At 60.9% G+C, this 24,397-nt stretch carries 26 protein-coding genes and 2 pseudogenes; 16 read left to right on the top strand and 12 right to left on the bottom strand.

The features are described from left to right. Positions 1-4: 4 nt before the first annotated feature. The 4 genes from AC04SG_RS12810 to AC04SG_RS12795 are packed head-to-tail and all read left to right on the top strand — an operon-like array spanning position 5 to position 4,634. Positions 5-1,102: a BMP family ABC transporter substrate-binding protein gene (locus tag AC04SG_RS12810; protein ID WP_488551508.1), complete on the top strand. Its 1,098-nt coding sequence runs from the start codon at positions 5-7 to the stop codon at positions 1,100-1,102. A gap of 3 nt (positions 1,103-1,105) precedes the next feature. Beyond that, positions 1,106-2,629, top strand: a complete 1,524-nt coding sequence (locus AC04SG_RS12805) for an ABC transporter ATP-binding protein (RefSeq protein ID WP_488551319.1) — start codon at positions 1,106-1,108, stop codon at positions 2,627-2,629. Next, positions 2,626-3,726 (top strand): ABC transporter permease, encoded by a 1,101-nt coding sequence (locus AC04SG_RS12800; RefSeq protein WP_488551318.1) that lies wholly within the window; start codon positions 2,626-2,628, stop codon positions 3,724-3,726. Before AC04SG_RS12805 ends, AC04SG_RS12800 begins: the two co-directional genes overlap by 4 nt. Then, positions 3,723-4,634, top strand: coding sequence for an ABC transporter permease (locus AC04SG_RS12795; RefSeq protein WP_488551317.1), 912 nt, complete (start codon positions 3,723-3,725; stop codon positions 4,632-4,634). The genes AC04SG_RS12800 and AC04SG_RS12795 overlap by 4 nt, the downstream gene beginning before the upstream one ends. A 94-nt stretch (positions 4,635-4,728) precedes the next feature. Here AC04SG_RS12795 and AC04SG_RS12790 read toward each other — a convergent pair. Both AC04SG_RS12790 and AC04SG_RS12785 read right to left on the bottom strand, forming a co-directional pair. Continuing rightward, a pseudogene (locus tag AC04SG_RS12790) lies at positions 4,729-4,932 on the bottom strand (SAM-dependent methyltransferase); the annotation flags it as partial. Between the two features lie 33 nt (positions 4,933-4,965). Next, on the bottom strand, positions 4,966-5,616 hold the full coding sequence (locus AC04SG_RS12785; protein ID WP_488551316.1) for a TetR/AcrR family transcriptional regulator: 651 nt from the start codon (positions 5,614-5,616) through the stop codon (positions 4,966-4,968). 289 nt (positions 5,617-5,905) lie between these two features. Here AC04SG_RS12785 and AC04SG_RS12780 point away from each other — a divergent pair, with 289 nt between their 5' ends. Further along, positions 5,906-6,799 (top strand): NAD(P)/FAD-dependent oxidoreductase, encoded by an 894-nt coding sequence (locus tag AC04SG_RS12780; RefSeq protein WP_488551315.1) that lies wholly within the window; start codon positions 5,906-5,908, stop codon positions 6,797-6,799. A gap of 10 nt (positions 6,800-6,809) precedes the next feature. Continuing rightward, the gene (locus AC04SG_RS12775; protein ID WP_488551314.1) at positions 6,810-7,094 is read left to right on the top strand and encodes a hypothetical protein; all 285 of its coding nucleotides are present in this window, start codon (positions 6,810-6,812) and stop codon (positions 7,092-7,094) included. On the opposite strand, the gene AC04SG_RS12770 is transcribed toward AC04SG_RS12775, so the two are convergent. Together AC04SG_RS12770 and AC04SG_RS12765 are read right to left on the bottom strand one after the other, a co-directional pair. Then, a complete protein-coding gene (locus AC04SG_RS12770; RefSeq protein WP_488551313.1) occupies positions 7,050-7,850 on the bottom strand; it encodes a GGDEF domain-containing protein in 801 nt (266 codons plus the stop codon). The two genes, AC04SG_RS12775 and AC04SG_RS12770, sit on opposite strands and share 45 nt — an antisense overlap. Before the next feature lie 582 nt (positions 7,851-8,432). Then, positions 8,433-8,748 (bottom strand): annotated as a pseudogene (locus AC04SG_RS12765) (hypothetical protein); the annotation flags it as partial. Between the two features lie 121 nt (positions 8,749-8,869). Here AC04SG_RS12765 and AC04SG_RS12760 point away from each other — a divergent pair. After that, positions 8,870-9,775, top strand: a complete 906-nt coding sequence (locus tag AC04SG_RS12760; protein ID WP_488551312.1) for a LysR family transcriptional regulator — start codon at positions 8,870-8,872, stop codon at positions 9,773-9,775. Here AC04SG_RS12760 and AC04SG_RS12755 read toward each other — a convergent pair. The 4 genes from AC04SG_RS12755 to AC04SG_RS12740 all read right to left on the bottom strand — a co-directional run bounded on the left by AC04SG_RS12755 (position 9,759) and on the right by AC04SG_RS12740 (position 14,051). Further along, positions 9,759-10,463, bottom strand: coding sequence for a peroxiredoxin-like family protein (locus tag AC04SG_RS12755; protein WP_488551311.1), 705 nt, complete (start codon positions 10,461-10,463; stop codon positions 9,759-9,761). The genes AC04SG_RS12760 and AC04SG_RS12755 overlap by 17 nt on opposite strands. Positions 10,464-10,649: 186 nt before the next feature. Next, positions 10,650-12,002: an NAD(P)/FAD-dependent oxidoreductase gene (locus AC04SG_RS12750; protein ID WP_488551310.1), complete on the bottom strand. Its 1,353-nt coding sequence runs from the start codon at positions 12,000-12,002 to the stop codon at positions 10,650-10,652. A gap of 82 nt (positions 12,003-12,084) precedes the next feature. Then, on the bottom strand, positions 12,085-13,242 hold the full coding sequence (locus tag AC04SG_RS12745; RefSeq protein WP_488551309.1) for a patatin-like phospholipase family protein: 1,158 nt from the start codon (positions 13,240-13,242) through the stop codon (positions 12,085-12,087). 26 nt (positions 13,243-13,268) lie between these two features. Next, positions 13,269-14,051 carry a 3-hydroxybutyrate dehydrogenase gene (locus AC04SG_RS12740; RefSeq protein ID WP_488551507.1) on the bottom strand — a complete coding sequence of 261 codons (783 nt, stop codon included), beginning with the start codon at positions 14,049-14,051 and terminating at the stop codon, positions 13,269-13,271. Positions 14,052-14,306: 255 nt separating this feature from the next. On the opposite strand from AC04SG_RS12740, the gene AC04SG_RS12735 reads away from it, so the two are divergent. Then, positions 14,307-15,218: a LysR family transcriptional regulator gene (locus AC04SG_RS12735; RefSeq protein WP_488551308.1), complete on the top strand. Its 912-nt coding sequence runs from the start codon at positions 14,307-14,309 to the stop codon at positions 15,216-15,218. Positions 15,219-15,280: 62 nt separating this feature from the next. Here the strand turns inward: AC04SG_RS12735 and AC04SG_RS12730 are convergent, their stop codons facing one another. From AC04SG_RS12730 to AC04SG_RS12715, 4 genes are all read right to left on the bottom strand, one after another. Next, a complete protein-coding gene (locus AC04SG_RS12730; protein WP_488551307.1) occupies positions 15,281-15,745 on the bottom strand; it encodes a DUF302 domain-containing protein in 465 nt (154 codons plus the stop codon). 42 nt (positions 15,746-15,787) lie between these two features. Further along, positions 15,788-16,990 (bottom strand): MFS transporter, encoded by a 1,203-nt coding sequence (locus AC04SG_RS12725; RefSeq protein WP_488551306.1) that lies wholly within the window; start codon positions 16,988-16,990, stop codon positions 15,788-15,790. Between the two features lie 92 nt (positions 16,991-17,082). Next, complete coding sequence (locus tag AC04SG_RS12720; RefSeq protein ID WP_203279617.1) at positions 17,083-17,565, bottom strand: cupin domain-containing protein; 483 nt, start codon at positions 17,563-17,565, stop codon at positions 17,083-17,085. A 193-nt stretch (positions 17,566-17,758) separates the two neighbouring features. After that, complete coding sequence (locus AC04SG_RS12715; protein ID WP_488551305.1) at positions 17,759-18,673, bottom strand: LysR family transcriptional regulator; 915 nt, start codon at positions 18,671-18,673, stop codon at positions 17,759-17,761. A 437-nt stretch (positions 18,674-19,110) separates the two neighbouring features. Between AC04SG_RS12715 and AC04SG_RS12710 the strand changes: the two genes are divergently transcribed. From AC04SG_RS12710 to AC04SG_RS12675, 8 genes are all read left to right on the top strand, one after another. Beyond that, positions 19,111-19,959 carry a patatin-like phospholipase family protein gene (locus tag AC04SG_RS12710; protein ID WP_488551304.1) on the top strand — a complete coding sequence of 283 codons (849 nt, stop codon included), beginning with the start codon at positions 19,111-19,113 and terminating at the stop codon, positions 19,957-19,959. Positions 19,960-20,189: 230 nt separating this feature from the next. After that, complete coding sequence (locus AC04SG_RS12705) at positions 20,190-20,459, top strand: BufA1 family periplasmic bufferin-type metallophore (RefSeq protein WP_488551303.1); 270 nt, start codon at positions 20,190-20,192, stop codon at positions 20,457-20,459. A gap of 45 nt (positions 20,460-20,504) precedes the next feature. Beyond that, the gene (gene bufB, locus AC04SG_RS12700) at positions 20,505-21,533 is read left to right on the top strand and encodes an MNIO family bufferin maturase (protein WP_488551302.1); all 1,029 of its coding nucleotides are present in this window, start codon (positions 20,505-20,507) and stop codon (positions 21,531-21,533) included. A 16-nt stretch (positions 21,534-21,549) separates the two neighbouring features. Next, positions 21,550-22,302, top strand: a complete 753-nt coding sequence (locus AC04SG_RS12695; RefSeq protein WP_488551301.1) for an HvfC/BufC family peptide modification chaperone — start codon at positions 21,550-21,552, stop codon at positions 22,300-22,302. A gap of 11 nt (positions 22,303-22,313) precedes the next feature. Continuing rightward, positions 22,314-22,790, top strand: coding sequence for a DoxX family protein (locus tag AC04SG_RS12690; RefSeq protein WP_352558666.1), 477 nt, complete (start codon positions 22,314-22,316; stop codon positions 22,788-22,790). A 138-nt stretch (positions 22,791-22,928) separates the two neighbouring features. After that, positions 22,929-23,429 (top strand): DoxX family protein, encoded by a 501-nt coding sequence (locus AC04SG_RS12685; protein WP_488551300.1) that lies wholly within the window; start codon positions 22,929-22,931, stop codon positions 23,427-23,429. Continuing rightward, positions 23,426-23,893, top strand: a complete 468-nt coding sequence (locus AC04SG_RS12680; RefSeq protein ID WP_488551299.1) for a GNAT family N-acetyltransferase — start codon at positions 23,426-23,428, stop codon at positions 23,891-23,893. Before AC04SG_RS12685 ends, AC04SG_RS12680 begins: the two co-directional genes overlap by 4 nt. Beyond that, the gene (locus AC04SG_RS12675) at positions 23,862-24,377 is read left to right on the top strand and encodes a GNAT family N-acetyltransferase (RefSeq protein WP_488551298.1); all 516 of its coding nucleotides are present in this window, start codon (positions 23,862-23,864) and stop codon (positions 24,375-24,377) included. Before AC04SG_RS12680 ends, AC04SG_RS12675 begins: the two co-directional genes overlap by 32 nt. Positions 24,378-24,397 lie beyond the last annotated feature (20 nt).

The following is a 24,397-nucleotide window of genomic DNA, read 5'->3' as shown; positions in this document are numbered from 1 at the left end:
CATGTTGAACTACCTGACCCGCAGAACTCTGATGAAGGGCCTTGCCGCGACAGGGCTTGCCGGCGCGCTTGGCGGCCGTCCCGCCTTCGCGGCCGACGAGCCGCTCGGTATCACGCTCGTGCTCCCGTCGCCGGTCGGCGATGTCGGCTGGGGCCATGCGCTCGCCGCCGGCCTCGAGCCGGTCAAGGCCGCATACGGCGACAAGGTGAAGATCACCGTCATCGAGAACATCGCCGAGGGGCCGGACGCCGACCGGATCATGAACAAGACTGTCGCCGACGGTAACAAGTTCCTGATCGCCGGCTCATTCGGCTACCAGAATGGTGCACTGCAGATCGCCCGCCGCGATCCTGGGGTCACCGTGCTGCATGCCTCCGGCTTCCAGACCGCGCCGAATTTCTCGCCCTTCGCGGCGAAGTATTTCCAGGGCACTTACTTGCTCGGCATGGCCGCCGCAGCTCTTTCCAAGACCGGCAAGCTCGGCTCCGTCTCGGCCTTCGCCATTCCGGAGCTGATCACCTCGATCAACGCATTTACGCTCGGCGCACAGACCGTGAATCCCGCTATCGAAGTATCGGTCGTCTGGGTGAACTCCTGGTTCGATCCGGCCAAGGAACAGGAAGCCGCCAAGGCGCTGATGGCACAGAACTGCGACGTGATCTTCTCGAACGCGCAGGACACGCCCTCCGTCATCTCGGCCTGCGAGGAGGCTGGCGTCTACGCGTTCAACCTCAATTCGTCGATGAAGAAATATGCGCCGAATAAATACCTCGGCTGCATCGCGACGGACTGGTCGCCCTTCTTCAAGGCTTCCGTGGATGCCCATCTCGCCGGAACGTTCAAGGGCGCCAACGCCTTCCTCGGTGTCGCCGAAAAGGTGGTGGAGGTCGTGGACTGGAGCTCCGATATCCCAGCCGACACGATGACGAAGATCAAGGAAGTGGCGGCGAAGATCGCCGACGGCAGCTTCGCGCCCTTCACAGGTCCAATCATCAAGGCCGACGGCAGCGAAGCCGCCGCCGCCGGTGCGACGATGGCGGATCCCGAGATCGTCGCGATGGACTGGCACGTCAAGGGTGTCACCACACCACTGCCGAAGTAAGTCATGCCCCCTCCCCTTCTGTTGCTCCGCGGCATCTCGAAGAGCTACGGCCAGATCCGGGCCAACCAGGCCATCGATCTGGACGTGGCGCCCCAATCGATCCATGCGATCCTCGGGGAGAATGGGGCGGGCAAATCGACGCTGATGAAACTCATCTATGGCGTCGAACAGCCGGACGAGGGCACCGTCGTCTGGAACGGAGAGCCTCTGAGCCTTGCCTCGCCGGCCGAGGCACGGCGCAGGGGCATCGGCATGGTCTTTCAGCATTTCTCGCTGTTCGAGACGCTGACTGTTGTCGAGAACATCCAGCTCGTCGTGCCCGGCGGCAAGACGGAGCTGGCGGGGCGCATCCGCACCCTCGGCCAAGATTTTGGCCTTGAAGTAGATCCTCTCGCCGATGTGCACGCGCTCTCGGTCGGCGAGCGGCAGCGGGTGGAGATCATCCGCTGCCTGATGACGGACCCGAAGCTGCTCATTCTCGACGAGCCGACCTCGGTGCTGCCGCCGCAGGCGGTGAAGACGCTGTTCGACACGCTCAGGCGCCTTCGCGACCGCGGCGTCTCCATCCTCTTCATCTCCCACAAGCTGGAGGAAATTCGCACGATCTGCGACCAGGCGACCATCCTGCGTGGAGGGCACGTTATCGGCACCGTCGACCCGCGCGACCATGATGCGCACGACCTCGCCCGCATGATGATCGGCCGCGACATGCCGGATGTGATGCCGGCGTTGGCCATGCCCGAGGGAGAGAAGCGGCTGGAAATAATCGGCATGGACTACACGCCGGATGACCCCTTTGCCACGCCGCTCTCCGGCATCAGTCTCACGGTACGATCAGGCGAGATCCTTGGCATCGCCGGAATATCGGGTAATGGCCAAGGCGAACTTGCCGCGCTCATCTCAGGCGAAGCGATGCTGCCGAAGGAACAGCGCGACCGAATCTACATGATGGGCCGCGACGTAGGCACACTCGATGCGGCCGCCCGCAGGAGATTAGGGCTCGCCTTCGTGCCCGAAGATCGGCTCGGACGCGGCGCGGTCCCTGAAATGTCGCTCGTGCTCAACACCGTTCTTACCGCCCATCCTTTCGATCTCGTGAGGCGCGGCCTCATCAACAGCGCCGGAGCGACGGCTTTCACCAGCGAATGCATCCGACAGCACGACGTCCGCGCCTCCAGCCCGGATGCCGAAGCGGGCTCGCTGTCCGGCGGCAACTTGCAGAAATTCATCGTCGGTCGCGAGATGATGCTCTCGCCAAAACTGCTCTTCGTGGCGCAGCCGACCTGGGGCGTAGACATTGGCGCTGCATCCGCCATCAGAAGGCGGCTCATTGCGTTGCGCAACCTGGGCGTGGCGATCCTCGTTATTTCCGAGGAACTCGAGGAACTTTTCGAACTCAGCGATTTCATCCAGGTGCTGCATCATGGAATGTTGAGTCCGCCTCTGGTCACGCGGGATACGCGCCCCGAAGACATCGGCAGATACATGATCGGAGCACATGCCTCGCCAGAAAAGGTTCCTGCATGAGCGTTTGGGCCGCGACGTTTCTCCCCGCGCTCGTCCGCCGGGAGCATGCCTCGCTCGTCGCGGCCATGCTGGCCCCGGCTGCCGCGCTTGGCATGGCGATCATCCTCAATCTGGGCCTTTACGTGCTGATAGGCCGAGATCCGGCGGTCGTCCTGTACGCGATGCTTCTCGAGCCGTTCCTCTCCTGGGCATCGTTCGCGGAGGTGCTGCTCAAGGCGGGGCCTCTTCTCCTCATCGCGCAGGGGCTGGCGATCGGTTTCCGCGCAAAAGTGTTCAACATCGGCGCGGAGGGCCAGTTCATCCTGGGCGCTATTTTCGCCTCGGCGATCCCCGTCTGGTTTCCGCAGGCGACCGGGCAGTGGATCTGGCCGCTGATGCTGCTTCTCGGTGCCGTCGGCGGTGCGCTTTGGGCATCTATCACCGCCTTCTGGCGCGTCAGGCTCAATGCGAACGAGATCCTGGTCTCCCTGATGCTGAGCCTCGTTGCGGCACAAGTCCTCAACTACCTGCTGCTCGGCCCCTGGAAGGACCCGGCCGGCTTCAATTTCCCACAATCCGTGATGTTTCAGAGCGACGCGGTGGTGCCGACCCTGATCGCCGGTACCCGCGTCAACGTTTCACTGCTCATCACACTCGCGCTCTCGCTGGTGGCCTGGGTTTTCATGCAGCGAAGCTTCATGGGTTATAAGCTCAAGGTCGGCGGCCTTGCCCCGCGCGCGGCCGGTTACGCCGGCTTCAGCGAAGGGCGTGCGATTTGGCTATCGCTTCTGATCGGTGGCTTGGTGGCGGGACTGGCAGGCGCCGCGGAAGTCGCGGGGCCGCTCGGCCAGTTGCAGCGCTCGATCTCGACCGGCTACGGCTATGCGGCCATCATTGTCGCCTATCTCGGCGGCTTGCATCCGATCGGCATCATCTTTTCCGCGCTCTTTATGGCTGTCCTCTATATCGGCGGCGACAATGCGATGGTGTCGGCAAACCTGCCGATCGCCGCCGTCCGCGTCTTCCAAGGCAGCTTGCTGATCGCCTATCTCGTCGCTGTAGCCTTCGTGCGCTACCGCATCGAGTGGCGCCGCCCCTATCACCGGAGCCAGCCATGAACGCCGTCGAGTTCATTATTTCAGGCATGCTAGCAGCGGCAACCCCCTTTCTCCTTGCCGCACTCGGCGAGCTGGTGGTCGAGCGCGCCGGCGTCCTTAACCTCGGCGTGGAGGGCCTGATGGCCCTCGGCGCGGTGCTCGCGTTCATCGTCGTCTACCACGGCGGTGGACACCTGCTGGGCTTCGTTGCCGCCGGCCTCGGTAGCGCCGTCCTGTCCCTCGTCTTTGCAGTGCTGGCACTCGGATTCCGGGCAAACCAGGTCGCGACAGGCCTTGCGATCGGCATCCTCGGCCAGGGCCTTTCGGCGCTGTTCGGCAAAAGCTACGAGAGCCTGACGGTCAAGGGGCTCCCGAAACTTGCCTTTCCCGGCCTCTCGGAAATCCCGGTAGTCGGCAGGCTGTTTGTCCAGGACGTCGTCGTATGGCTTTCCCTTGCCGTGACGTTCGCGATCTGGGCGATGTTTGCCTATACGAGGGTCGGCCTTGTCGTGAGGGCAATCGGCGAGAATCCCAAGGCTGCCCACGCCATCGGCTATCCGGTCATCGCTATCCGTGTCGCGGCGATAGCCTTTGGTGGCATGATGGCGGGTTTTGCCGGCGCCTATGCGGCGGCGGTGTACACGCCCCTTTGGGCGGACGGTATGATTGCCGGACGTGGCTGGATCGCGATCGCACTCGTTGTCTTCGGTACGTGGCTCGCTGGCCGCATCTTCCTGGGTGCCTGCCTCTTCGGCGCGGTTTCGCTGATGAGCCTCGCCGCCCAGGCGACCGGTCTGGACGTGCCGTCGCAACTCCTTTCCAGCCTTCCCTATCTCGTTACGATCATCGTGCTCGGTGTCATCTCGGCAGACCGCCGCCTGCTCAGGCTGAACGGCGTCGCCTCGCTTGGCGAACCTTTCGAACGCTAACCAGGACGCAAAGTGGATTGCGAAACTCGGCGTAAGTTGAAGGGATTCGAAACGCCAACGGACGATCGGCACCCGATCCAAAGGGCAGAAACGCCAATCGGGCGGCCAGATGCAGACTAGACGCCCCTGCGCCGCAGCCGACGTCCAGCACGCGTTCGCCCGTGGCGGGCGCGGCGGCTTCGATCGCGGCCTGGCCGAACACCGCCATCATGGCATCGAGCCGGGCCTGGTAAGCGACCCAGCGCTCCCCGCTTTGGCCATTCCGGTCGGCTACCTGATAAACATTTTGCTCTGCCATGCCATATCCTTGTTCTGATCCGTTCTAACTAGGCTATTCGCCCGCGTGCTCGTTGCCACCGTGCGCGGCGACGAACATGGCGACGGCCGACCGGCAATAGGATTCGATTTCGTTGTCGTCCTCTGCTCTCGCCTGATCGAAGCGTGCGATGAGCAGGAGATCGGATCCTTTGAAAAGCGCGGCAAACAAGCGGGCGGACAGGAGAGGATCGGGCACGTTCAGAAGCGCCTTCGCGTGCAACTGACGCAACAGGGCCTCGATTTGAGCGATGACATGGGCGGGGCCGGCTTCGTAATGGAGCTTGCTTAACGAGTTTTGATTCGTCTTGTCGGCCATGACCATGGCTTCGACACTGCGGACGTCTGATCTCAACAGCGTGCGAAGCAGTAATGATCCCGCCGCCATGAGCTGATCTTCGGCCGAACCGTCGACGCCTTCAAGAAGGGCCTGTGGTGCAAACAACTGATGGCAGCCGGCCGCGATGGCCGCGCTGAACAGCGCCTCCTTGTTCTCGAAGTGCCGATAGATGCTGAGCTTGGATATCTTCGCTCGCTGGGCGACCTTGTCCAATGTCGTCGCTTGAAAACCCAATTCCACAAAGAGTCCGCACGCGGCGTCGACTATCGTCTGGCCAAGCGCCTCGTTGGCGGGCCGGCCGCGCCGGGCTTGACTATTTTCGCTCACGACAATTCCAGTCCTTGACAGTATCGTTATTCGTGAGTTACGATACCACGCAGTATCGGAAATATGCAAGCCAAAGATTGGATTTCTCCCCTGTCCTCCAAATCAAGCTTCCCGAGGCCGCCCGGCGATATCGAATGCGGCATCGTCGGACCGGTCAACACATTGAGGGGCGACTGTCTCGTCGAGGCCGGAGCCCTGCTCGGCGCACGTGTCGAGCGCGTATCGCTGGACGCTATTTCGCGCCCCGCCCAACCCAAACCCCTCCATCCGCAACACGGAGCCCATCACCATGGATGACGTTATCATCATCGGCGGCAGCTTTGCCGGTCTCGCCGCCGCCCTCCAGCTCGGCCGTGCCCGCCGCAAGGTCACAGTTCTCGATACCGGCGTGCCGCGCAATCGCTTCGCCGGCCACTCGCATGGCTTGCTCGGCCACGATCACAAGCCGCCGCTGGACATCCTGGCCGAGGCGCGGCAGCAACTGACGCGTTATCCCACGGTCAAGCTGGTCAATGCCCGGGCCGACAGCATCTCCGGCACCATCGACAATTTCTCCGTCCTCACTGGCGATGGCGAGAGCCTCGGGGCGCGCCGCCTGATCCTGAGCTATGGCGTTGTCGATCAGATGCCTGCTGTTCCCGGCTTTGCCGAAAGCTGGGGCACATCCATCGTGCCCTGCCCCTATTGCGATGGCTTTGAAGTCGCTGGCCAGCATTGGGGTCTCGTCTGGTCCGGCCCGCAGTCGATGAATCAGGTCAGGCTGTTCCACGATTGGACCGACAGGTTGACGGTCTTCGCCGATGGTCACGACATTGCACCCGATATCCGGGCCGATCTGGCGCGCCGCAACATACCTGTCATTGATGGCCGGATCGCCGGGGTCGCCCGTCACGGGCCCCACAATGCCACCATCAAACTCGATAGCGCCCCGGATGTCGCAGTCGACATCCTGTTCGCGCATCCGCGCAACAAGCCGTCCGCAAGCCTGCATGAATCACTGGGTCTCGCCACGGTCAATACGCCGACCGGCATCGCCCTCAAAGTCGACGAGCGCCGCGAAACCAGCATACCTGGCATCTACGCCGCCGGCGACCTCGCCAACCCCGGAATGCCCTCGGTCACCACGGCATCATGGCAGGGCGCGACGGCGGGTATCTCGGCCCAGCAGTCGATGCTGGTTTGAGAAGACACACATGGAGTTCGAACACGTCACCTTCGACCTGCCACACGGCACCTTTCACGCGCTGCAGGGTGGTGATCCCGATGGTCAACCGACGATCGTCTTGCACGGCTTCCCGGACCATCCGCCGACCGCGAAGCCCTTTCTTGCCGAGCTCGGCCGCCGTGGACGTCACGTCGTCCCACCCTTTGCATGGGCGCGCCATAACCCGCATGCCTATCGCTTCGGCCTGCCAGGCGCTGCTCGTTGGGTGCTACCTGCTGCGTGCTTCGCTCACCAAACCTTGCGACCTGAATGACTGATGGTCGAAGGAAACACGGTTCCGCCCACGTTGTTTCGCGTCAAAAAGGCAACGCCCGGCAGCGCGTAGGACATCCTGAGGATCTCCGTCGCGAGAGATCTCCGCACCACCGATGCTGACAGTAACCTTCACGCCGTTCTGTTGCCCTTTGATCCAGGGAAATCCCTCGATATGCCGACGAATGTTCTCCGCGATTGTAATCGCGCGTTCTTTGCGCACGTCTCGCAGTAAGACCCCGAACTCTTGGCCACCAAGGCGGCCAATCGAGTCGCCGGGGCGTGTCGTGTAGATGAGCGCCTTTGCAATCCGAAGCAAAGTCTCGTCACCCTTGGAATGCCCGTGCTCGTCATTGACTGAGGAGAAGTGATCCGGATCGATCAGGAGGAGCGTGTCGTATTCTCCTTCATCGCGCCTTCGGTCCATCCTTGCGATGAATTCACCGCGACTGAGGAGCCCCGTCATCTGATCGTGGCTCGTGACGAACGTCAGCCTGTCGTGGGCCTCTTTCAAGGCCGTATGCGACTTTTCCAACCTGTCACATGTATCCTGGATCGTTTCGGACTGATTGAAGATATAGGCACTGACCGGCAATCCGATCAGAATGGGGATCAAGGCACATTCCACCCAACTCAGCCAGTCGATCGGCATTTGCAGCGCAACTCTCGCCGTAAACGACAGACCGAAGGTCGCGACGACTGCGATTGCGGTCACGACTAACGATTTGCCCAGAATACGTGTGCTGCGCGGCGTCATATTGCTTGTTTAGCCATTGGCGCTGAACAGGCCGTTACCAAGTCGCATAAGATCGTTGCGGTCTTTGAGGCGCAGTCGCATGCGTGACCGTGCCAAGCAAGTATGCATTGTGGTTCGGACGTGCGTAAGTCCGAAAGATCAAGCGCCCCTCAGACATATCCCAGTCGGGGTCAACGGAGATAAACAGCACTCTTAAGTTATAACTTGTGGGATCCTGGCCTACCGCTCACGAGCGCAAATCTGCAGGGGTTCGAAAGGGGGACCGATGGCAGTCGAGCCAGCTTGGCTCAGACGTTTCTTTTTGGGCCGTTAGCAGATCGGCAACTTGGAGACGAAGTTGCCGACAAGCGGATGTCCCCGGGTCAGCGTGGTGCCCTTATTGTAGCCGACACCACGCCGGCGCGACCGCGCAGGCCTACGGATCGAATGAAGCGACCGCCACCAGCTGCTGGCGCAGCCAAGCGTTCCCGGCTCTGAGCCGATTACTGCCTGTCCGGTCCTGGGGCCGAGGAGTGGGTAAGCTGACACCGAGCAGGGAGACGCCGATGGCATCAAGCTCGCGCGGGACTCTGCCGGGACGGTGATGCCCACGCTTTCTCCCGGGAAGACAGTGAAATGCGGGTGGTTGTCGAACAGGCAGACGGCAGCATCGATGGTATCGACCTCAACGACAATGTAGCCGCAGAAAGGGTCCACGGCGTCGGCGATGCCTTCCTTGGTAAACGCGTCCTGCCGACCATGCCGCCACGATCGGGAAAAAATGCGGCATTTCTCTCCTGCCAGTCCTTCCACTGCTGTAAGCGACGGCATCATTCGCGTTCTGCTCGGGCGCAGGCAGGCTCCGAAAGCGGGCTAGGTCTTGGGGCTTCATAGTGTAGACTGCAAGAAAGCGGGGCACGCGGCGGTCTTCGTGCTGGCAGAAGGCGGGTGCAGGCCACTTTGCTGAAAACGATTTATTGCGTTAATCTTCGAATATGCACCATCGCTGATAGATCATTTCGCTGAGGGGGCGAAAATTCATGGAGATGCAGCAGGTCCGCTATTTTCTGGCCCTGTCCAACACGCTTAATTTCACTAGGGCAGCGGAAGAGTGCAATGTCACGCAGCCGGCCCTGACGCGTGCAATCAAGACCCTCGAAGACGAGTTGGGCGGTGAGTTGCTTCGCCGCGAGCGCCAGCATTCCCATCTGACCGAGCTTGGCCGGCGCATGCTGCCCCTGCTGCAACAATGTTACGATGCTGCGACCTCCGCAAAGTCTCTCGCAAAGGCCGTGCAAAGCAGTGACGTCGCCCCACTCAACGTAACCATTTCCAACAGCGTCAACATAGCGCTGCTGGTCTCCCCCTTCACCGAGCTTTTCCGAGCCTACCCTGGGGTGCATCTCAAGATCAGTCGCGGTTCCCCGACCGCTGTCATCGAGGCCCTGAAGAACGGCGAGGTCGAACTGGCGGTTGCCGGTCCGCTGGGACAGGCTTGGGATCGGCTCGACACCTGGCCGCTTTTCCAGGAGGGGATCGAGCTCGTCGTGAACTCCGATCACCCTCTCGCCCGCCGAAACGAAGCGGATGTAGCGCTGAGCCAGTTAGCCCTTGAACCCGTGCTTAGTCGGATCGACTGGGAAACGAGCGAAGATCTGTCGCGCGGTCTCTCGGCCAAAGGAATTACGCCTCGCACCACACATGAGGTTGAAACCGACCAGGATCTGCTGGCGCTGCTGGAAGCCAATGCAGGCGTTGGCTTTGTCTCGATGACTGCACCTCGCTCGCCCAACGTCCGCAGACTCAAGCTGCGTGATCTTGATGTTTCTCGGATCGTCGCCGTCTACGCAGTCGCCGGCCGGCATCGCTCGCAGGTGGCCATGACGCTCCTCAACCTCCTGCGATCAACCGACTGGTCGACATTTGGCGTCAGCGAGCCCGCCTGAGCGCCGCGATCAAGTCGTCGATGTCCATCCGCCGACGATAGTCGGGATCGACGAACCGATCTGTGATGATGCCATCAGTTCCAACGACGAAAGTAGCAGGGATCGGCAGGAACCAGCTCCTGTTGCCCTGATAGTTCGGCAGATCGAGGCCGAGGCCCATCAACCGCTCCATCTCGGCTCCCACCCAGATCGCCAGGTTGAGGGACAAAGCGTAGCCATTGTCCATGTCCGTCAGGAAAGGAAACTGAGCACCAACCGAGGCCTTCATTGCCTTTGCGAATTTGCGCCGCTCGGGCATGATGACCACGACCTGGCCGCGCAGCGTCGTAATCTCCTGTTGGGCTTCGACGATGCCGATCGCATTCAAGCGGCAATAGGGACACCAATGTCCGCGTTGAAAGGTTATGACGGCCGGCCCGTGGCTAAGGATTTCAGATAGGCTCACGAGCCTGCCTTCGTCATCAGGCAGCAGAAATGCGGGCATGACATCGCCGGGGGCGGGTGCACTTGCGCCAGCTCCCTGTTCCCTGAGGCGCGCTACCAGCCGGTCAACCGCGTCGGCGAAATCCGAGTTCAGTCGGCGCACTGCGCTCGCGATCACCGCCAGCCGCTCGTTGAGAGGTGCATCGAGTTCTATGGCAGCCTGAACAGACTGTTCAAATGTCATTGGCTGTTCGTCGGCGGCCATGTCTGAACCTTCGCAATTTCCAAACAGCCTATCATTGAAGCCCTGTGAACACGGCCATGCTTTTCCTGCATGGAGTCGATGCCTTGCGTGCATCGAAGCCGCGCAGGTTCATCTTCAATTCGGCATTTCCCGTCAAATCGTTACAGCATGCCTGATATTTGAGGCGAAGGTCGCAAATCGCGAAACTCAATGCAGTTTGACTCGCGGCCTGGCGCGGCGTGACAGGAAACCGATTGCCGTGTCCAGCACGGTCTTGAAGGCCCCGTGCACCGTCTTGAGATGCATCTTGTGGAGCGAGCGATACATCAACCGGGCAAGCAAACCCTCGACCTTCAGTCCGCCGATCAGGCTGCCGAAGGTGCCGTAGTCTGCCAGTGAAACGAGAGAACCGTAGTCGCGGTAACGGAACGCGGGCGCCGCCTGCCCTTCGAGGCGTGCCGCAATCACCTTGACCATATGATCGGCCTGCTGATGGGCCGTCTGGGCGCGCGGCGGCAAGGGATCTTCGCTGCCGGGCAACACACAATTCGCGCAGTCGCCGATCGCAAACACGTTTTCGTCCCCCTTTGCCCGCAGCGTCTCCTCCACGACCAGGCGGTTGATGCGATCCGTTTCGAGGCCGTCGAGTTGCTTCAAAAAATCCGGTGCCTTTATCCCCGCGGACCATACGACGAGTTCAGCTGGCACGAACAGCTTCTCGCCAAGCCTGATACCGTCTTCTGTCACTTCGGTTACCTTTATGCCGCATCGGATCTGGATGCCGAGATCAACAAGCCGGCGTGCGGAAGAGCGCGCAAGGTGTTCCGGCAAAGCCGGCAGGATGCGCGGTCCTGCCTCGACGATGGTGATGCGGGTCAGCCTTTCGAAATCGATGTTGTCGAGATTGTGCGAGGCGATTTCTCGCATCGACTTGTGCAACTCCGCGGCCAGTTCAACGCCGGTCGCCCCGGCGCCAACGATGATGCAATGGAGCTGGCCCGGCGAAAGCTTCTCGTATTGCGCGTTCGCACGCAGGCAGGCGTCGATCATGCGCTTGTTGAAACGGGAGGCTTGACCGGTCGTGTCGAGCGCAATGGCGTGACGTGCCACCCCAGGCGTGCCGAAATCGTTGCTGACGCTGCCCACGGCCAGCACCAGGGTGTCGTAGCCCAACACCCGCGGCGGAATGATCCGTCTGCCGTCGTCGTCGAAGCTCGGCGCCACAAAAACCTGGCGCCTGGCGCGGTCAATGCCGACGACTTCGCCGATCCGGTAGCGATAGTGGTGCCTGCTGGCATGGGCGATGTATTCCACCGCATCGCTCGACGGATTCAACGTACCGGAGGCCACCTCGTGCAGAAGTGGCTTCCAGACATGTGTGCGATTGCGATCGACAAGCGTTATGGAAAGCCGCCGCTTGCCGAATTTCCTGCCGAGCCGTGTTGCCAACTCGAGTCCACCGGCACCTCCGCCCACGATGACTACGCGATGCCGTGAACTGTCGGCATGAGATGGCGTCTCCGGTATCGTGCGGAAAAGCGCGGCGTCGTTGGCGAGCACGGCTTCCGGAACCAGCCGCATCCCAGGAGTGATGATCTGCATCGGTAGTCTCCGTCTTGCTCGGGCTCGCTGCTGGAACAACTCACTCTTGCGATTCGTGGATGACGATGCCCTGCAGCATGTCGACGTCGCATTCCCACGGCTTCTCCGAGAGGACGCGCTGGCCGTGCTCGTATCCGGCCTGCCAGCGCATGCGGATGCCGGCGCGGGTGAAGTCGATGTCCTTGGTGTGGTCCTCGCCATCGAGGCGTGGCGAAAGCAGCCGCACAAGGTGCATGACCGAAGGGCAGCCATAGGAAGCAAGTTCCTTGAACATCGGATCCTCACGCCGCTCGTCGGGAACCAGCCTTCCCATTTCACGCACGACGTGCCGCAGACGGTGCAGTTGCTCCTGCCTGGCAACATGGCTCCGGCCTCGGCTGGCGTATTGAAGGTCCTTTTGCCGGCCCATGACCTGCCAGATCGATTTCGGCTCAGTGGCGCGAGGTTGCCACATGTTGACGGCAAAGATCAGCGCGTCGCGCCGAGGACGCTCGTCCAGCACGACCTCGATGGGCGTGTTCGAATAGATGCCGCCATCCCAGTAGGGCTCGCCGTCGATGCAGACCGCAGGGAAGGCCGGCGGCAAGGCGCCCGACGCCATGATATGGGCCACCGACAACGGCATCAGGCTGCTATCGAAATATTTGAGTTCGCTGGTGTTGACGTTGACAGCGCCGACTGTCAGCCGCGTGTAACGGCGGTTGAGGCAATCGAAGTCGATAAGGTTGTTTAGCGTCCGCTTCAGCGGATCGGTGGTGTAGTAGGAGGCATTCTCCACACCCACTTCGCGATTGACCCCGAACATTGCGCTTGGGTTGGGCTCGAAGAATCCCGGTATGCCACGTATCACCGTGCCCATATTGGCAAAAATATTGCTTGGAACCATCATCCGGAAGAATTCGTCGAGCGGACTGCTGCGGCCGACGCCATCCCAGAATTCGCGCAGTCTTGGCAAGCGGTCTTGTGGTTCGTTTCCGGCAATGAGCGCGGCGTTGATGGCGCCGATCGAGGTGCCAATCACCCAGTCCGGCTCGATACCGCCTTCGACCATCGCCTGGTAGACGCCGGCCTGATACGCGCCCAGCGCGCCGCCGCCCTGCAGGACCAGCACGGTCTGTCGCTGGACCGAGCCACCGGCCACACTCGCGGCCGCTTGCACAGGTTCCGACGCCGAAGGATTTCTGGTGATCTTGTTCATGGTTGTTCAGCTCCTCGTTGCCGGATTCAATGGGCGGTCCAGCCGCCTTCGATCGGAATGATCGCCCCGGTGATCGAAGCCGCATCCTCTGAGGCCAGGAACAGGCAGAGCGCCGCCACCTCGGCTACAGTCACGAACTGTTTGGTTGGCTGGGCTGCCAGGAGCACGTCCTTGATCACCTGTTCTTCCGTGATCCCGCGCGCCTTGGCCGTGTCGGGTATCTGCTTCTCGACCAATGGGGTGAGGACGTATCCTGGGCAAACGGCATTGACGGTAATGCCTTGCTCAGCGACTTCAAGCGCGACCGTTTTGGTCAGACCGGCGACCCCGTGCTTGGCAGCGACATAAGCGGATTTATACGGCGAAGCGACGAGCGCGTGGGCAGATGCAACATTGATGATGCGACCCCATTTGCGTTCTTTCATGGCCTGCAGCGCGCGCCGGATCGTGTAAAACGACGACATCAAATCGATCGCCACGACCGCCTCGAATTTTTCGATCGGAAAGTCGTCAATCGGTGCGACATGCTGGATGCCGGCATTGTTGACGAGGATGTCTACAGCGCCGAACTCGGCGATTGCCTTGTCCATCATGGCGGTGATCGCGCTGCCCTTGCTCATGTCCGCGCCGTCGTAGCGAACGGTCACACCATGGTCCGCGGCAAGCTTGGCCCTCAGCAACTCGATCTCACCGAGATCGCCGAAGCCGTTCAGCACAATGTTGCAGCCCTTCGCGGCGAAGGCTTCGGCAATGCCTTGGCCGATGCCACTGGTCGAGCCTGTGATCAGTGCCGTCTTTCCTCTGAACATCATTGTTTCCTTCGGTTGAGGCCGGGGCCGAAATGGCCTGTAAACGGCTAGTCTCGACTTCTGGGCCAAGTATGGCGCGCGGCTGGAGGCAGCGGAAATGCCGTTGAGACATGGATTCGATAGCCCACGGTCAGATCGTCAATCGGTCGGCTGGGGATATCAATCGCCGGATCGGGTTGTTTGACGTCGGGGCAACTAGTAAGATCAACCGGCAACGGGGCCGTGCCGTATGCACGCCTGTTGAGGGAGCGTGCAGTGGAGATCAGCCAGGTCAGGTATTTCTTGGCCGTCGCCAAGGAACTGAATTTCACCAGGGCGGCCGAGCAGTGCAACGTTACGCAGCCGGCACTGTCGCGCGCGATCAAGCTGCTCGAAGACGAGTTCGGCGGCGCGCTTTTTCACCGTGAACGGCGCTTCACTCACCTGACGGAACTCGGTCGCATGGTCGAGACCTATCTCGAAGGCGTTTTCGAGAACTCCAGGCAGGCAAAGCAGATCGCCGAGCAATATGTGCACCTGAAGAAGACGCCTCTCCGGGTCGGCATAATGAGCACGATTGCTCCGGACGAAATCATCGAACTCATCTCGTCCGTGCGCACACACCATCCGGGCGTGGAGCTTCATCTTTGCGATGCCGATGCAGTGAGCTTGCGCAAACGACTGCTCGGAGGAGATCTCGAGGCAGCAATTTACGCGTTGCCGTCAAATGTGCCCGATGAGGAGGTTCACTCCTTGCCGCTGTTTCAGGAGCAGATGGTGATGGCCGTTCATCTGAACCATCGGCTGGCCAACCAGCGCAGCGTGCGGGTGACGGATATGAGCAATGAGACCTACATCCACCGCAACAATTGCGAGTTTGCCGGTTATGCTGACGCCATTCTTTCCGAGCAGGGCGTCACCGTCAGTCCCGTTTACTGGAGCGATCGCGACGATTGGACACTCGCGATGATCGCCGCCGGGCTTGGTTTCGGATTCATGCCCGAGCATACCGCCAAGCATCCCGGAGTGGTGCCGTTGCCGATCACCGATCCGGAATTCTGGCGCGAGGTCAATCTCGTCACGGTGCGCGGCCGCAGGCATTCGCCGGCGGTTGGCGCACTCGTGCGCGAGGCCACGCAGAAGAAGTGGTTCGGCGAGCGTGCAAAGGCGTTGTCCGCCGCTGAATAGCCCTGCGCGCAAACACGTTCTTTCCCATGCCAGAGTGATGGATCTCCGGCACATGTCCACGCTCAGTTCTTCCTGATTGTCGAGGTCACCGACTGGATGACCTCGGTTGCCATCTTGAACTGCGCGGCGCGGTCGGTGATGCCATGACGCTTGGCGATCCAGTCGAAGTCGCTATAGGCGGCGTAAACCGCGCCATCCGCAGTCTGATAGACCAGCACGCGCACCGGCCAGTCGAGACCGGCTTCGGGATTGGATGTGATGAAGGTTGTCCCGAGGGCCGGGTTGCCGAACATCACCAGTCGCGACGGCCTGACATCGTTTCCGGCATTGTTGCCCAGCTTTGCCTGGTCGATGACGCCGAAGAACTTGATGCCTTTCTTGAGGACATCCTTCTTGATGCGGGCGACGGTTTCAGTGATGGAATAGTCGCTCTTCACTGTGACGACGCCGTCAGAAGCGGCGGCTGGGATGACAGCAGCTATCAGTATGGCGGCTCCGGCAATCATGGTCTTGAGGTAGTTGGTCATGTCAGTCTCCTTTGTTGAATGGTCATTTTTCGGTGTTGGGTGTCACGTCTTTGGAGGTTGCAGCACGCGCGCCACCGCGATGGCGCCGGCAAGGAAGGCGGCGAGCACGGCCACGCATGCCGTCCACCCGATCCGGTCGTAAATCTGTCCGATGACGAAGCTGCCGGCGAGCCCACCCCCATAGTAGGAGGCCAGGTAGATGCCGCTCGCGGCGGTGCGATCGCGCGAGGCGGTCCGGCTGACGTGTCCCGTTGCTATCGCTTGCGCCAGGAAGGTTCCCATGGCGACCAGCGCCATCCCTGCAAGGACGATCGGCAGGCTGGTTGTGAGCAACAGCAACAACCCAACGATTGCCATCGCGAGCGTTGCGCCAATGCCTATCCGTGGGCCAAGGCCGGCCGTGACACGTCCGGCGAGGGGCGTGGTCAGCATCGATGGCAGGAAGACGAAATAGATCAGTCCGAGCGCCATCGGTGACAGCGACAGCGGCGGGGCGACAAGCTGGAAATTGACATAGGTGAAGGTGCCTATGAAGGCGAAAAGGATCAGGAAGCCGATCGCGAAACAAGCACGTAGTTCGGCATTCTCCAGCGGGCCTTTCCACGATGCGCGGGCAGATTGACCGACCGTATCGACGCGCATCGCTGCCGAAGCCTTTTGTAGCGTGAACCAGACAAGCGCCGCGCCAGACAAATTGAGAGCCGCGAAGGTCAGAAAGTTGGTGGAGATGCCGAATGTATCGGCGACGGCGGCCGACATCAGTCGTCCGAAGAAATTACTGGCGACATTGCCCGTTACATAGGCGGCGAGCGCACTGGTCGTCTGCCGTGCGGAGAAATGTTCGGCCAGGTAGGCCATCGTCAGCGTGAACGCGGTCGACATGCACAGGCCTTGCGCAACGCGCAGGAGGGCAAAGACGACTATGCTGTCGGTCTGCGAAAGCAGTGTTGTCGGGATCGCCAATATGGCCAAGCTGATCCAGATGCCGTTGCGGCGATCGATGCCGCGCCCGAAGAGGGCAACAGCGATACCTGCAACCGCCATGCCGAACGTGCTGGCGTTGACGGCGAAGCCCATGGTTGCACGGCTGACGCCGAATTTTATCACCAGTGACGGCAGTATTGCCTGGGTGGCGAACAGATCGACAAGCGTAAGAAATGCGATCAGCGCAACAAGGCCAAAGCGCCAACTATCTGCGGCCACGTTGTGCAGCGGCGTCATTTCTGTCTCTTCACTGGTTGTCATGACGAGGCTCCGTTGCCGGACGTCCCCAGGCGATTACCTGAGGACGCGCATTCGGTTGCTGAGTGTGGGAACTGTCCGTCGAAACGTTCAGATTACATCATGTGGTCGTCGGGCATCGCGGGCGGCAAGACGTCGGCGGAATAGAGCACCGCGGGCACCTTGCCGTTGTTCTTCCACCAATGGGCGAGCTGGCCGAACTCGGCGGTCACATCACCAGCCGGGTGCTCGATGCCCACCTTACAGGTGCTGCTGTATTCGGTGATCGAGCCTTCGACGATGAGGATGTTGGCCGGGCGCAGATTGTGCTCATGCCACGGCACGACGCCGCCTGGCTGAACGACGAGCTTGCGAAGACGCAGCATATTGCCTTTCCAGGCCTCGCCCTTGCTGCTGAGATCGATGGCCGAGAGAACCGTGTCGACGACGCCAACCGGTTTGCTGGGATGTTCCTGGATATCGGTCGTTGCGGCCTGGCCGGCAGGGCAGTCGCCGGCGAAGGCCGGAGCAGAGGACAATGCAGCGGTTGCCGAAAGCAGACCTGCCGCAAATGCAAGGGTGAGTTTCTTGATAGCCATCTTGTATTTCTCCTTTGTCGGTGCCCAAACGCGGGAGGCGGGGCATGACGGGGAGAGTGACCGGAGCGATCCGAAAAGAGAAATGCTGACTGGCTCTCAAATCGATACCTGAAAACTATGGTAGAGCACGGCAACTGCATCAGGACCACACGCGGCAACCGTCCCGTGCGATCCCCTAATTCTTTGATTTGCTTCAGGCAGCGGTCTTTTGGATGGCCTGGACGATTGCGCTCTCAGGCCAGCCATGCGCCTTGACGCTGTTTACGAAAGCCGATGCCGCAGGCGAGAACCTGCGCCCCGCAACGACAACCAGGGATACTTCCCGCCAGACCTCAGGATCAATCACGGGACGGACCTGCAGCCCCGGGATCACCGCACTGAATTCGGGGATGAAGCAGATGCCTAGCCCTCCGGAGACCATATTCTGGATCCAGTCCTCGCGTTCGCTGGCGTAGGAGATCCTGAGCTTCACGCCGCGATCCGTGCACAGGCCGGCGAGGTGATCGCGATACTCGCAATTGAGACGTCTGAGATAATTTTCGCCATCGAGTTCGGAGATAGCTACATTGTCATTGCGGGCCAGCCGGTGGCCGTTTGGAAAGGCGAGGACAAAGCGCTCGCGATAAAGCGGTGTGACGTCGAAGCGGTCCGGAAAGCTGTCGCTTGACGCCATTATGGCGACGTCGATCTCGCCGGACTCTAGAAGTTGGGAGAGCGATGCCGGCACGCCCTCAACCAGTTGCAGCTGGATCCCCTGCTGCCGCCGGTTGAACTCGGTCAGCAGGCCGGTGAAGCGACGGGGCCCGATCGTGCACATGACGCCGACCTTAAGGTTGGCGTTTTCCAGGCACAGGAACCTCGATGCCTCCTGCCGCACTCCAGTCAGTTCGTCGAGGATCTGCTGAAAACGGGGGCGGAGCAGCACACCCAGATCGGTCAGGTGAGTCAAGCTTCGTTCGCGGCGAAACAGCAACCCTCCGACCTCTTCCTCGAGTTGCTGGATGGCGCGAGAAAGAGCCGGCTGAGTGACGTTGCACTTTTCGCCTGCGCGCGTGAAGTTTCGTGTCTCGCACACGGCCAGGAAGTAGCGGATGTGGTGAATGTCCATGCCGATTTATCCCCAATTGCACGAGGTTGCTCGCGCTTCGGAGACTGCCGCAAGGCTCGCTTTGGCGCCAATGCACTGCGGCTATGAAGTCGATAGCGGTCCGTCATGATGCCCTTGATGGCTGGCGCTGCGGACAGCTTGTTTTGCGCAGCAGCTGGCCACCAAAAGAGGTGGCGAGCAGACCGCTCGCCATCGTGACATCATCCCTGTGTGGCCCGGAACGGTCGGTGCAGGCCTGCCGGCGACCGGCGTAGCGCCAGTTCCAAAGCGGGATCGCGGGATCCTCGCCTGGCAAACCATGGCGCCGCGCAAGGGATTGCAGCCAATGCAATCTACCTATGGAGTTCATGCCACCTTGGCATTTCGCCAATGGCGGATCATGCAGCAGTGTCTCCATCAAACGCCTTGACTGGCGTTGTTGGGAGGAGACCCAAAAGATGGAAATCCAGGCCGCAACCGACCGGGCTTTCATTGCCGGTGCAAGACCGGTGATTGAAGACCGCCAGCTGATCGACATTACCCTGGCAAGCGACGCTCACGGCGCATTTGTCTGGGGCGTGCTCGATCGCTTGCTGGATGAACCTTGCCTTTCCTTCCGCACAATCACCGCGTCGGGTTTCGGAGGCATGGAGGCAGCGGTTCTTGCCTACGGACTGACTCTGGGCGGCCGGCGTGGCGCAAGGACGGCGCTCACCAATTTCTGGCGGCGCGTCAGCCACGCATCGATGTCTGCAGTCGCTACGGGCAATCCGCTGAGATCGATCCTGGAACATTCGATCGACATCGCCGAGTTGCACAAAAACAGCTGCCGGTTGGAGCTCAACATTCTGGCTTCGAATGCGCGCACCGACACCGTGACGATCTTCTCCGGCGATCAATTGTCTATTGACGCCATTCTGGCCGGGGCGACAGTTCCATTTCTGTTCCCGGCCGTGGAAATCGATGGCGATCCGTATTGGGGCGAAGGCGAATTTTCTGCCGTGCCGCCGGTGCCGTCGATCGAGGCTGGGCGTTGGCTGATTGTCAGGGGCAAATCCTCCGGGTGCATGACGCCTTGTGCGGCTCGCCGCCTTGCCACAAATGCCATGAACTGTGCATCTGTCGATACCATCTTCGACAGCCATCACAGAACAAGTGCTGCGCTGTTTACAAGGCCTTGGACCGACTGGGGCGAATTGACCGATATGCGTGACCGCGGACGGCAGCGAGCCGAGGACTGGCTTCTCGCCGACCATCAAACGTTGAGCGAAAGCTCGGTCGTCGACAGCAAAAATCGATACGTCTAGGCGCCTCCCTCCGCCTGGCCGCGCGTGCTTCGCTCCGCTCACGAAGTGTAGGCGCCAAAGCCCTCCGTTCCCCGCCGGAGGGCTTTTGCTCGTTATCCGCCTCAACATAGTGACGGCGTATCAAATCCATGCCGAGACAGCATTTCAGCTTCACCGCGCGTTCGACGACACTGCTTGCAGACAGGCCGCCAGGTCAGTCTTCCCTCGAAACGCAACCAGGAGAAACGACCGTGATCAACACCAAGACCCTCATCGGATCCGCCCTCGCGGCAGCCACCTCGCTTGCTGCAACTGCAGCCTATAGCGGCCCCGCCGCGCAGCCCAACTTCTCGTTCGAGAAGTGCTATGGCGTCGTCAAGGCCGGCCAGAACGACTGCCAGACTGCGACGCACTCATGCGCCGGCACCTCGACCGCCGACAACCAGCCGGATTCCTGGCTCTACGTGCCAGCCGGCAGCTGCGCCAAGATCACCGGCGGCAGCGACAAGCCGAACGCCTGACCGACCCAGACTTCAAGCCAACCCCCTTTGGAAGGGAGCAGACCGATGTCCCGTGCATTTCAGCCCCTCACGATCCCGGCATCCGCTGGCATCGGTCTGCGCTCTCCTCACATCAGCGAGATGCTGACCCGCAGACCCTCCGCCGGCTGGCTCGAGGTGCATGCCGAGAACTATATGGGCGACGGCGCCGCCGTCGAGGCGCTTGAACGGCTGCGCCAGATATATCCGCTGTCGGTGCACGGCGTCGGCCTGTCTCTGGGCAGCGCACAAGGCGTGGACCGCGATCATCTGGAAAGGCTGCGCAAGGTCTGCGAGCGGTTCCAACCTGATCTCGTTTCGGAGCATCTTGCCTGGAGCGTTGCCGACGGCGCCTATCTCAACGACCTGCTGCCGCTTCGCTATGACGAAGCGGCGCTGGCGATCGTGGCGCGCAACGTAGCGACCGTCCAGGATACGTTGAAGCGAAGTGTGCTGATCGAGAACCTGTCCGCCTATGTCGCGTTTGCGGATTCCTCCATGAATGAAGCTGAATTTCTGGCCGAGCTGGTGGTGCAAACTGGCTGCGGCCTGCTTCTGGACGTCAACAACGTTCAGGTTTCGGCGCACAATCTACAATACGACGCAAAGACCTTTATCGACGCTTTGCCCGCCGATGCCATCGGGGAGATCCACCTTGCCGGTCACGCGACCAACCAGGTCGGGGCCGACACCGTGCTGATCGACGATCACGGCTCTCGTGTGCCGCCAGTTGTCTGGGGGCTCTATCACCATGCCATCAGCCATCTCGGGCCGCGCCCTACGCTGATCGAATGGGATACCGATGTTCCAGTTCTCGACGTGTTGCTCGGCGAGGCTATGTGGGCAGACATGCTCTCCGCTTCGATCATGTTCAGCCGCAAGCAGGCCGCAAGGCAGACCGCCCCGACTATAGTCCTGCCGGTATCCAGCCTGCCGACTTTCGAAAACACCCGAACCAGCATGCCTGTGCTTGCGGCATTTGCCGCTGCCAGAGCCAAACCGGCCATGCACATGGCCTTGCCGACAATCGAGGGAGGATATCATGCTGCCGCTTGAACATCTGCAGACTATCGTGGCGCGCTCGGTGCTGGCCATGGAACCACCGATCGACGCAAAAATGCTGACCGCCGGCAAGGCCGACCCAATGGCTCGCCTGCGCATCTACCAGAACAACACGCGCAGTTCGCTGACTGCCGTGCTGATGGCGGTCTTCCCCGTTACGGCTCGCTTGGTCGACGAACGTTTCTTCCGCTTTGTGGCGAGCGAGTTCATTCGACGGCATCCGCCGGCGGAGTCACGCCTGGCGCGTTATGGCGTGGGCTTCCCTCGCTTCCTGAAGACCATCGACACCCTGTCCGACATGCCGATCGTCGCCGAGACGGCGCGGCTCGAATGGGCCATTGCCGAAGCGCTCGATACAGCTTCGCTGCCGGCCCGCAGTCTCGCAGAATACGACAGCACCGACCTTGGGCTGTCGCCCGATATCCTGCTCCAGCCCTCACTTCGACTGCTGGTCTCGCACTGGTCGATCCTCTCGGTATGGATGGAGCATCAACGGGAGACGGCGGCCGAAAAAATCACCTGGACAAGGCGCCCCGAACGGGTGGCGCTGTGGCGATCGGGGAACTACGTGCGGCTTTTTCTGCTCGACCGCGCGAGCTTCGCCTTCTGGCATTCGCTGAAGCACGGCTTCGGCCTTGAGCATGCCACTGGCCGCGCCTTGGCGCTCGACCCGGCGTTCGACCTGGTTTCAGCGCTTGTGCGTCTGTTTCGCGACAGGCTCGTCACCGAGGTGCGCGTCCCGGTGCACCCTCTCTCAAACTGAAGGAGACGATCATGACTGCGATACCGGAATATTCCACGCCTCGCCCTGCCGGCCTTGTTGGTCTTTACCGACGAGTGATCAAGTTGCCGGAGCGGATCCCGTTTTCGCTGGTCCAGCTCGCGGCTCGAGTCGCGATTGCGCATGTCTTCTGGCAGTCTGCACAATCGAAGCTTGCGTCCTGGCCGGTGACGCTGCAGCTGTTCGCCAGCGAATACAATCTGCCGCTTATCGATCCGTCGATCGCGGCGCCGCTGGCGACAGCGGCAGAGATCACCGGGGCGGTGCTGCTTTTCCTGGGGCTGTTCTCGCGCCTCGGTGCACTGATGCTGCTCGGCGTTGTTTCAGTGATCCAGATCTTCGTTTTCCCGGAGAACTGGGCCGAGCATTTGCTGTGGGCCTCGTTGTTGCTGCTGGTGCTTACGCGTGGCGCAGGGGTTTTCTCACTTGACTATGTAGCCGATCGAATCGCTTCGGCCTCCAAAACCTGACATTCCGGCAGCGGTCACGTTGCTGTGAGGCCGTAACGGGCACTCGCTGCGGGGCGAATACGGATTCATGCAAGTCGTCTCGCCTCTTCGGACGATGTTGAGCTCTCGCGCACCGGATCCACAAGAAAGTTCGCCAGCATGTCTTTCAGTCGACTTCTCTCAAAAACGTCACTCTACCCGTCAAGTTTTGCCAGCGCATGGGCGCCGTTGCCGATAAGGTTGATCGTGGGCTTTGGCTTCCTTGCCCATGGCTATGCCAAACTCAGCAGAGGGCCAGGAAGCTTTGGCGTCGTGCTTCAGACACTGGGAATCCCAGAGCCTCAAGCGTTAGCATGGTTGACAACGCTGGTTGAACTTGTCGGCGGCGGTGCCGTGCTGGCGGGCGCTTTCATTCCGCTCGTTACCGTGCCGATGGCGATCGTGCTTTTGACTGCATTGTTTGCAGTCCATTCCCAATATGGATTCTTCTCAGTGAAGTTGGCCGAAGTGACAGCCACAGGAATCCGGTTCGGGCCGGTCGGCTACGAAATCATTCTGCTTTACCTGGCCGGTCTGGCAACGCTCGCAGTAGGCGGTCCCGGCCGTTTGTCGCTTGAGACGATCTTGTTTCGGCCCAAGGGGATGGAACGCTCGAGATGACTACCCTTACCCAACCTCAGCACGATCTTTCTGCATGTGAAATCGACGCCATCGAAGACAGTATCTACGCCTTCAACCGAAAGGCGGTAGGGCGCGATGACGCTCAGGGACTTGGCTTTGTGATCCGCGATGCGGTTGGACGCATCGTCGGTGTTGCAGCAGGATTTTCCTGGGCAGGCACTTCCGAACTCAAACAGATGTGGATCGATGAGGCGTATAGGGGACGTGGCTATGCGCGAGCGTTGTTGAACGCCTTCAAGGCCGAGGCCGAAGCTCGAGGCGTTCGGCGGATTTGGGTGCAGAGCCATGATTTTCAAGCGCCTGGAATGTATGAAAAATCCGGCTTCGTGCGCGTAGCTGAGCTTGCGGATTGGCCCGACGGACACTCCAACGTCATTCTCTGCAAAATACTTGGAGATCCGACTGCACCCAATGACCACCATCCGAATTGCGCAAGACGCTGACGCGGAAGCACTGCCCGATATCGAACAGTCGGCGGGTGAAGCTTACCGCGGAATCAAGGCGCTTGCCTGGATTGCCGATGACGATAACCAAACCGTGGAGCGTCACCGTGAACTCATCGCCAAGGGTACGTGCTGGGTCGCGGCCAAGCTCGACGACCCGCCGGTCGCATTTCTGAGCGCGGAGGTTCAGGATGGCACGTTGCACATCTGGGAACTTGCCGTGCGCCTTGATCAACAACGCTTAGGTATCGGACGCGGCTTGCTAGAAGAAGCCATTGCGGATGCGAGGCGTCGCCGCCTTGTCGCTCTTTCCCTGACGACGTTCCGGGACGTGATCTGGAACGCACCATTTTACCAGAAGCTGGGCTTTCGGGTGCTGGATGATGCGCAGGCCGGCGAGCGGCTTCGCCAGGTGCTACGCCGAGAGGTCGAGCACGGAATGCCGGCAAGCAGACGTTGCGCCATGCGCCTTGTCCTCACTTAAGTTTGAGCTTGCTGGTCAGA

The organism is Mesorhizobium sp. CNPSo 4684, assembly GCF_057784315.1.
This window is presented reverse-complemented; position numbering and strand designations above follow the sequence as displayed.

Excerpts from the sequence above, each read along its gene's own strand:
- AC04SG_RS12680 (WP_488551299.1), top strand. The coding sequence starts at position 23,426 with ATGACTACCCTTACCCAACCTCAGCACGATCTTTCTGCATGTGAAATC.
- AC04SG_RS12800 (WP_488551318.1), top strand. The coding sequence starts at position 2,626 with ATGAGCGTTTGGGCCGCGACGTTTCTCCCCGCGCTCGTCCGCCGGGAG.
- AC04SG_RS12730 (WP_488551307.1), bottom strand. The coding sequence starts at position 15,745 with ATGACCAACTACCTCAAGACCATGATTGCCGGAGCCGCCATACTGATA.
- AC04SG_RS12795 (WP_488551317.1), top strand. The coding sequence starts at position 3,723 with ATGAACGCCGTCGAGTTCATTATTTCAGGCATGCTAGCAGCGGCAACC.
- AC04SG_RS12755 (WP_488551311.1), bottom strand. The coding sequence starts at position 10,463 with ATGGCCGCCGACGAACAGCCAATGACATTTGAACAGTCTGTTCAGGCT.
- AC04SG_RS12720 (WP_203279617.1), bottom strand. The coding sequence starts at position 17,565 with ATGGCTATCAAGAAACTCACCCTTGCATTTGCGGCAGGTCTGCTTTCG.
- AC04SG_RS12675 (WP_488551298.1), top strand. The coding sequence starts at position 23,862 with ATGACCACCATCCGAATTGCGCAAGACGCTGACGCGGAAGCACTGCCC.
- AC04SG_RS12690 (WP_352558666.1), top strand. The coding sequence starts at position 22,314 with ATGACTGCGATACCGGAATATTCCACGCCTCGCCCTGCCGGCCTTGTT.
- AC04SG_RS12725 (WP_488551306.1), bottom strand. The coding sequence starts at position 16,990 with ATGACAACCAGTGAAGAGACAGAAATGACGCCGCTGCACAACGTGGCC.
- AC04SG_RS12770 (WP_488551313.1), bottom strand. The coding sequence starts at position 7,850 with ATGACGCCGCGCAGCACACGTATTCTGGGCAAATCGTTAGTCGTGACC.
- AC04SG_RS12745 (WP_488551309.1), bottom strand. The coding sequence starts at position 13,242 with ATGAACAAGATCACCAGAAATCCTTCGGCGTCGGAACCTGTGCAAGCG.
- AC04SG_RS12710 (WP_488551304.1), top strand. The coding sequence starts at position 19,111 with ATGGAAATCCAGGCCGCAACCGACCGGGCTTTCATTGCCGGTGCAAGA.
- AC04SG_RS12685 (WP_488551300.1), top strand. The coding sequence starts at position 22,929 with ATGTCTTTCAGTCGACTTCTCTCAAAAACGTCACTCTACCCGTCAAGT.
- AC04SG_RS12760 (WP_488551312.1), top strand. The coding sequence starts at position 8,870 with ATGGAGATGCAGCAGGTCCGCTATTTTCTGGCCCTGTCCAACACGCTT.
- AC04SG_RS12715 (WP_488551305.1), bottom strand. The coding sequence starts at position 18,673 with ATGGACATTCACCACATCCGCTACTTCCTGGCCGTGTGCGAGACACGA.
- AC04SG_RS12805 (WP_488551319.1), top strand. The coding sequence starts at position 1,106 with ATGCCCCCTCCCCTTCTGTTGCTCCGCGGCATCTCGAAGAGCTACGGC.
- AC04SG_RS12780 (WP_488551315.1), top strand. The coding sequence starts at position 5,906 with ATGGATGACGTTATCATCATCGGCGGCAGCTTTGCCGGTCTCGCCGCC.
- bufB (WP_488551302.1), top strand. The coding sequence starts at position 20,505 with ATGTCCCGTGCATTTCAGCCCCTCACGATCCCGGCATCCGCTGGCATC.
- AC04SG_RS12775 (WP_488551314.1), top strand. The coding sequence starts at position 6,810 with ATGGAGTTCGAACACGTCACCTTCGACCTGCCACACGGCACCTTTCAC.
- AC04SG_RS12740 (WP_488551507.1), bottom strand. The coding sequence starts at position 14,051 with ATGTTCAGAGGAAAGACGGCACTGATCACAGGCTCGACCAGTGGCATC.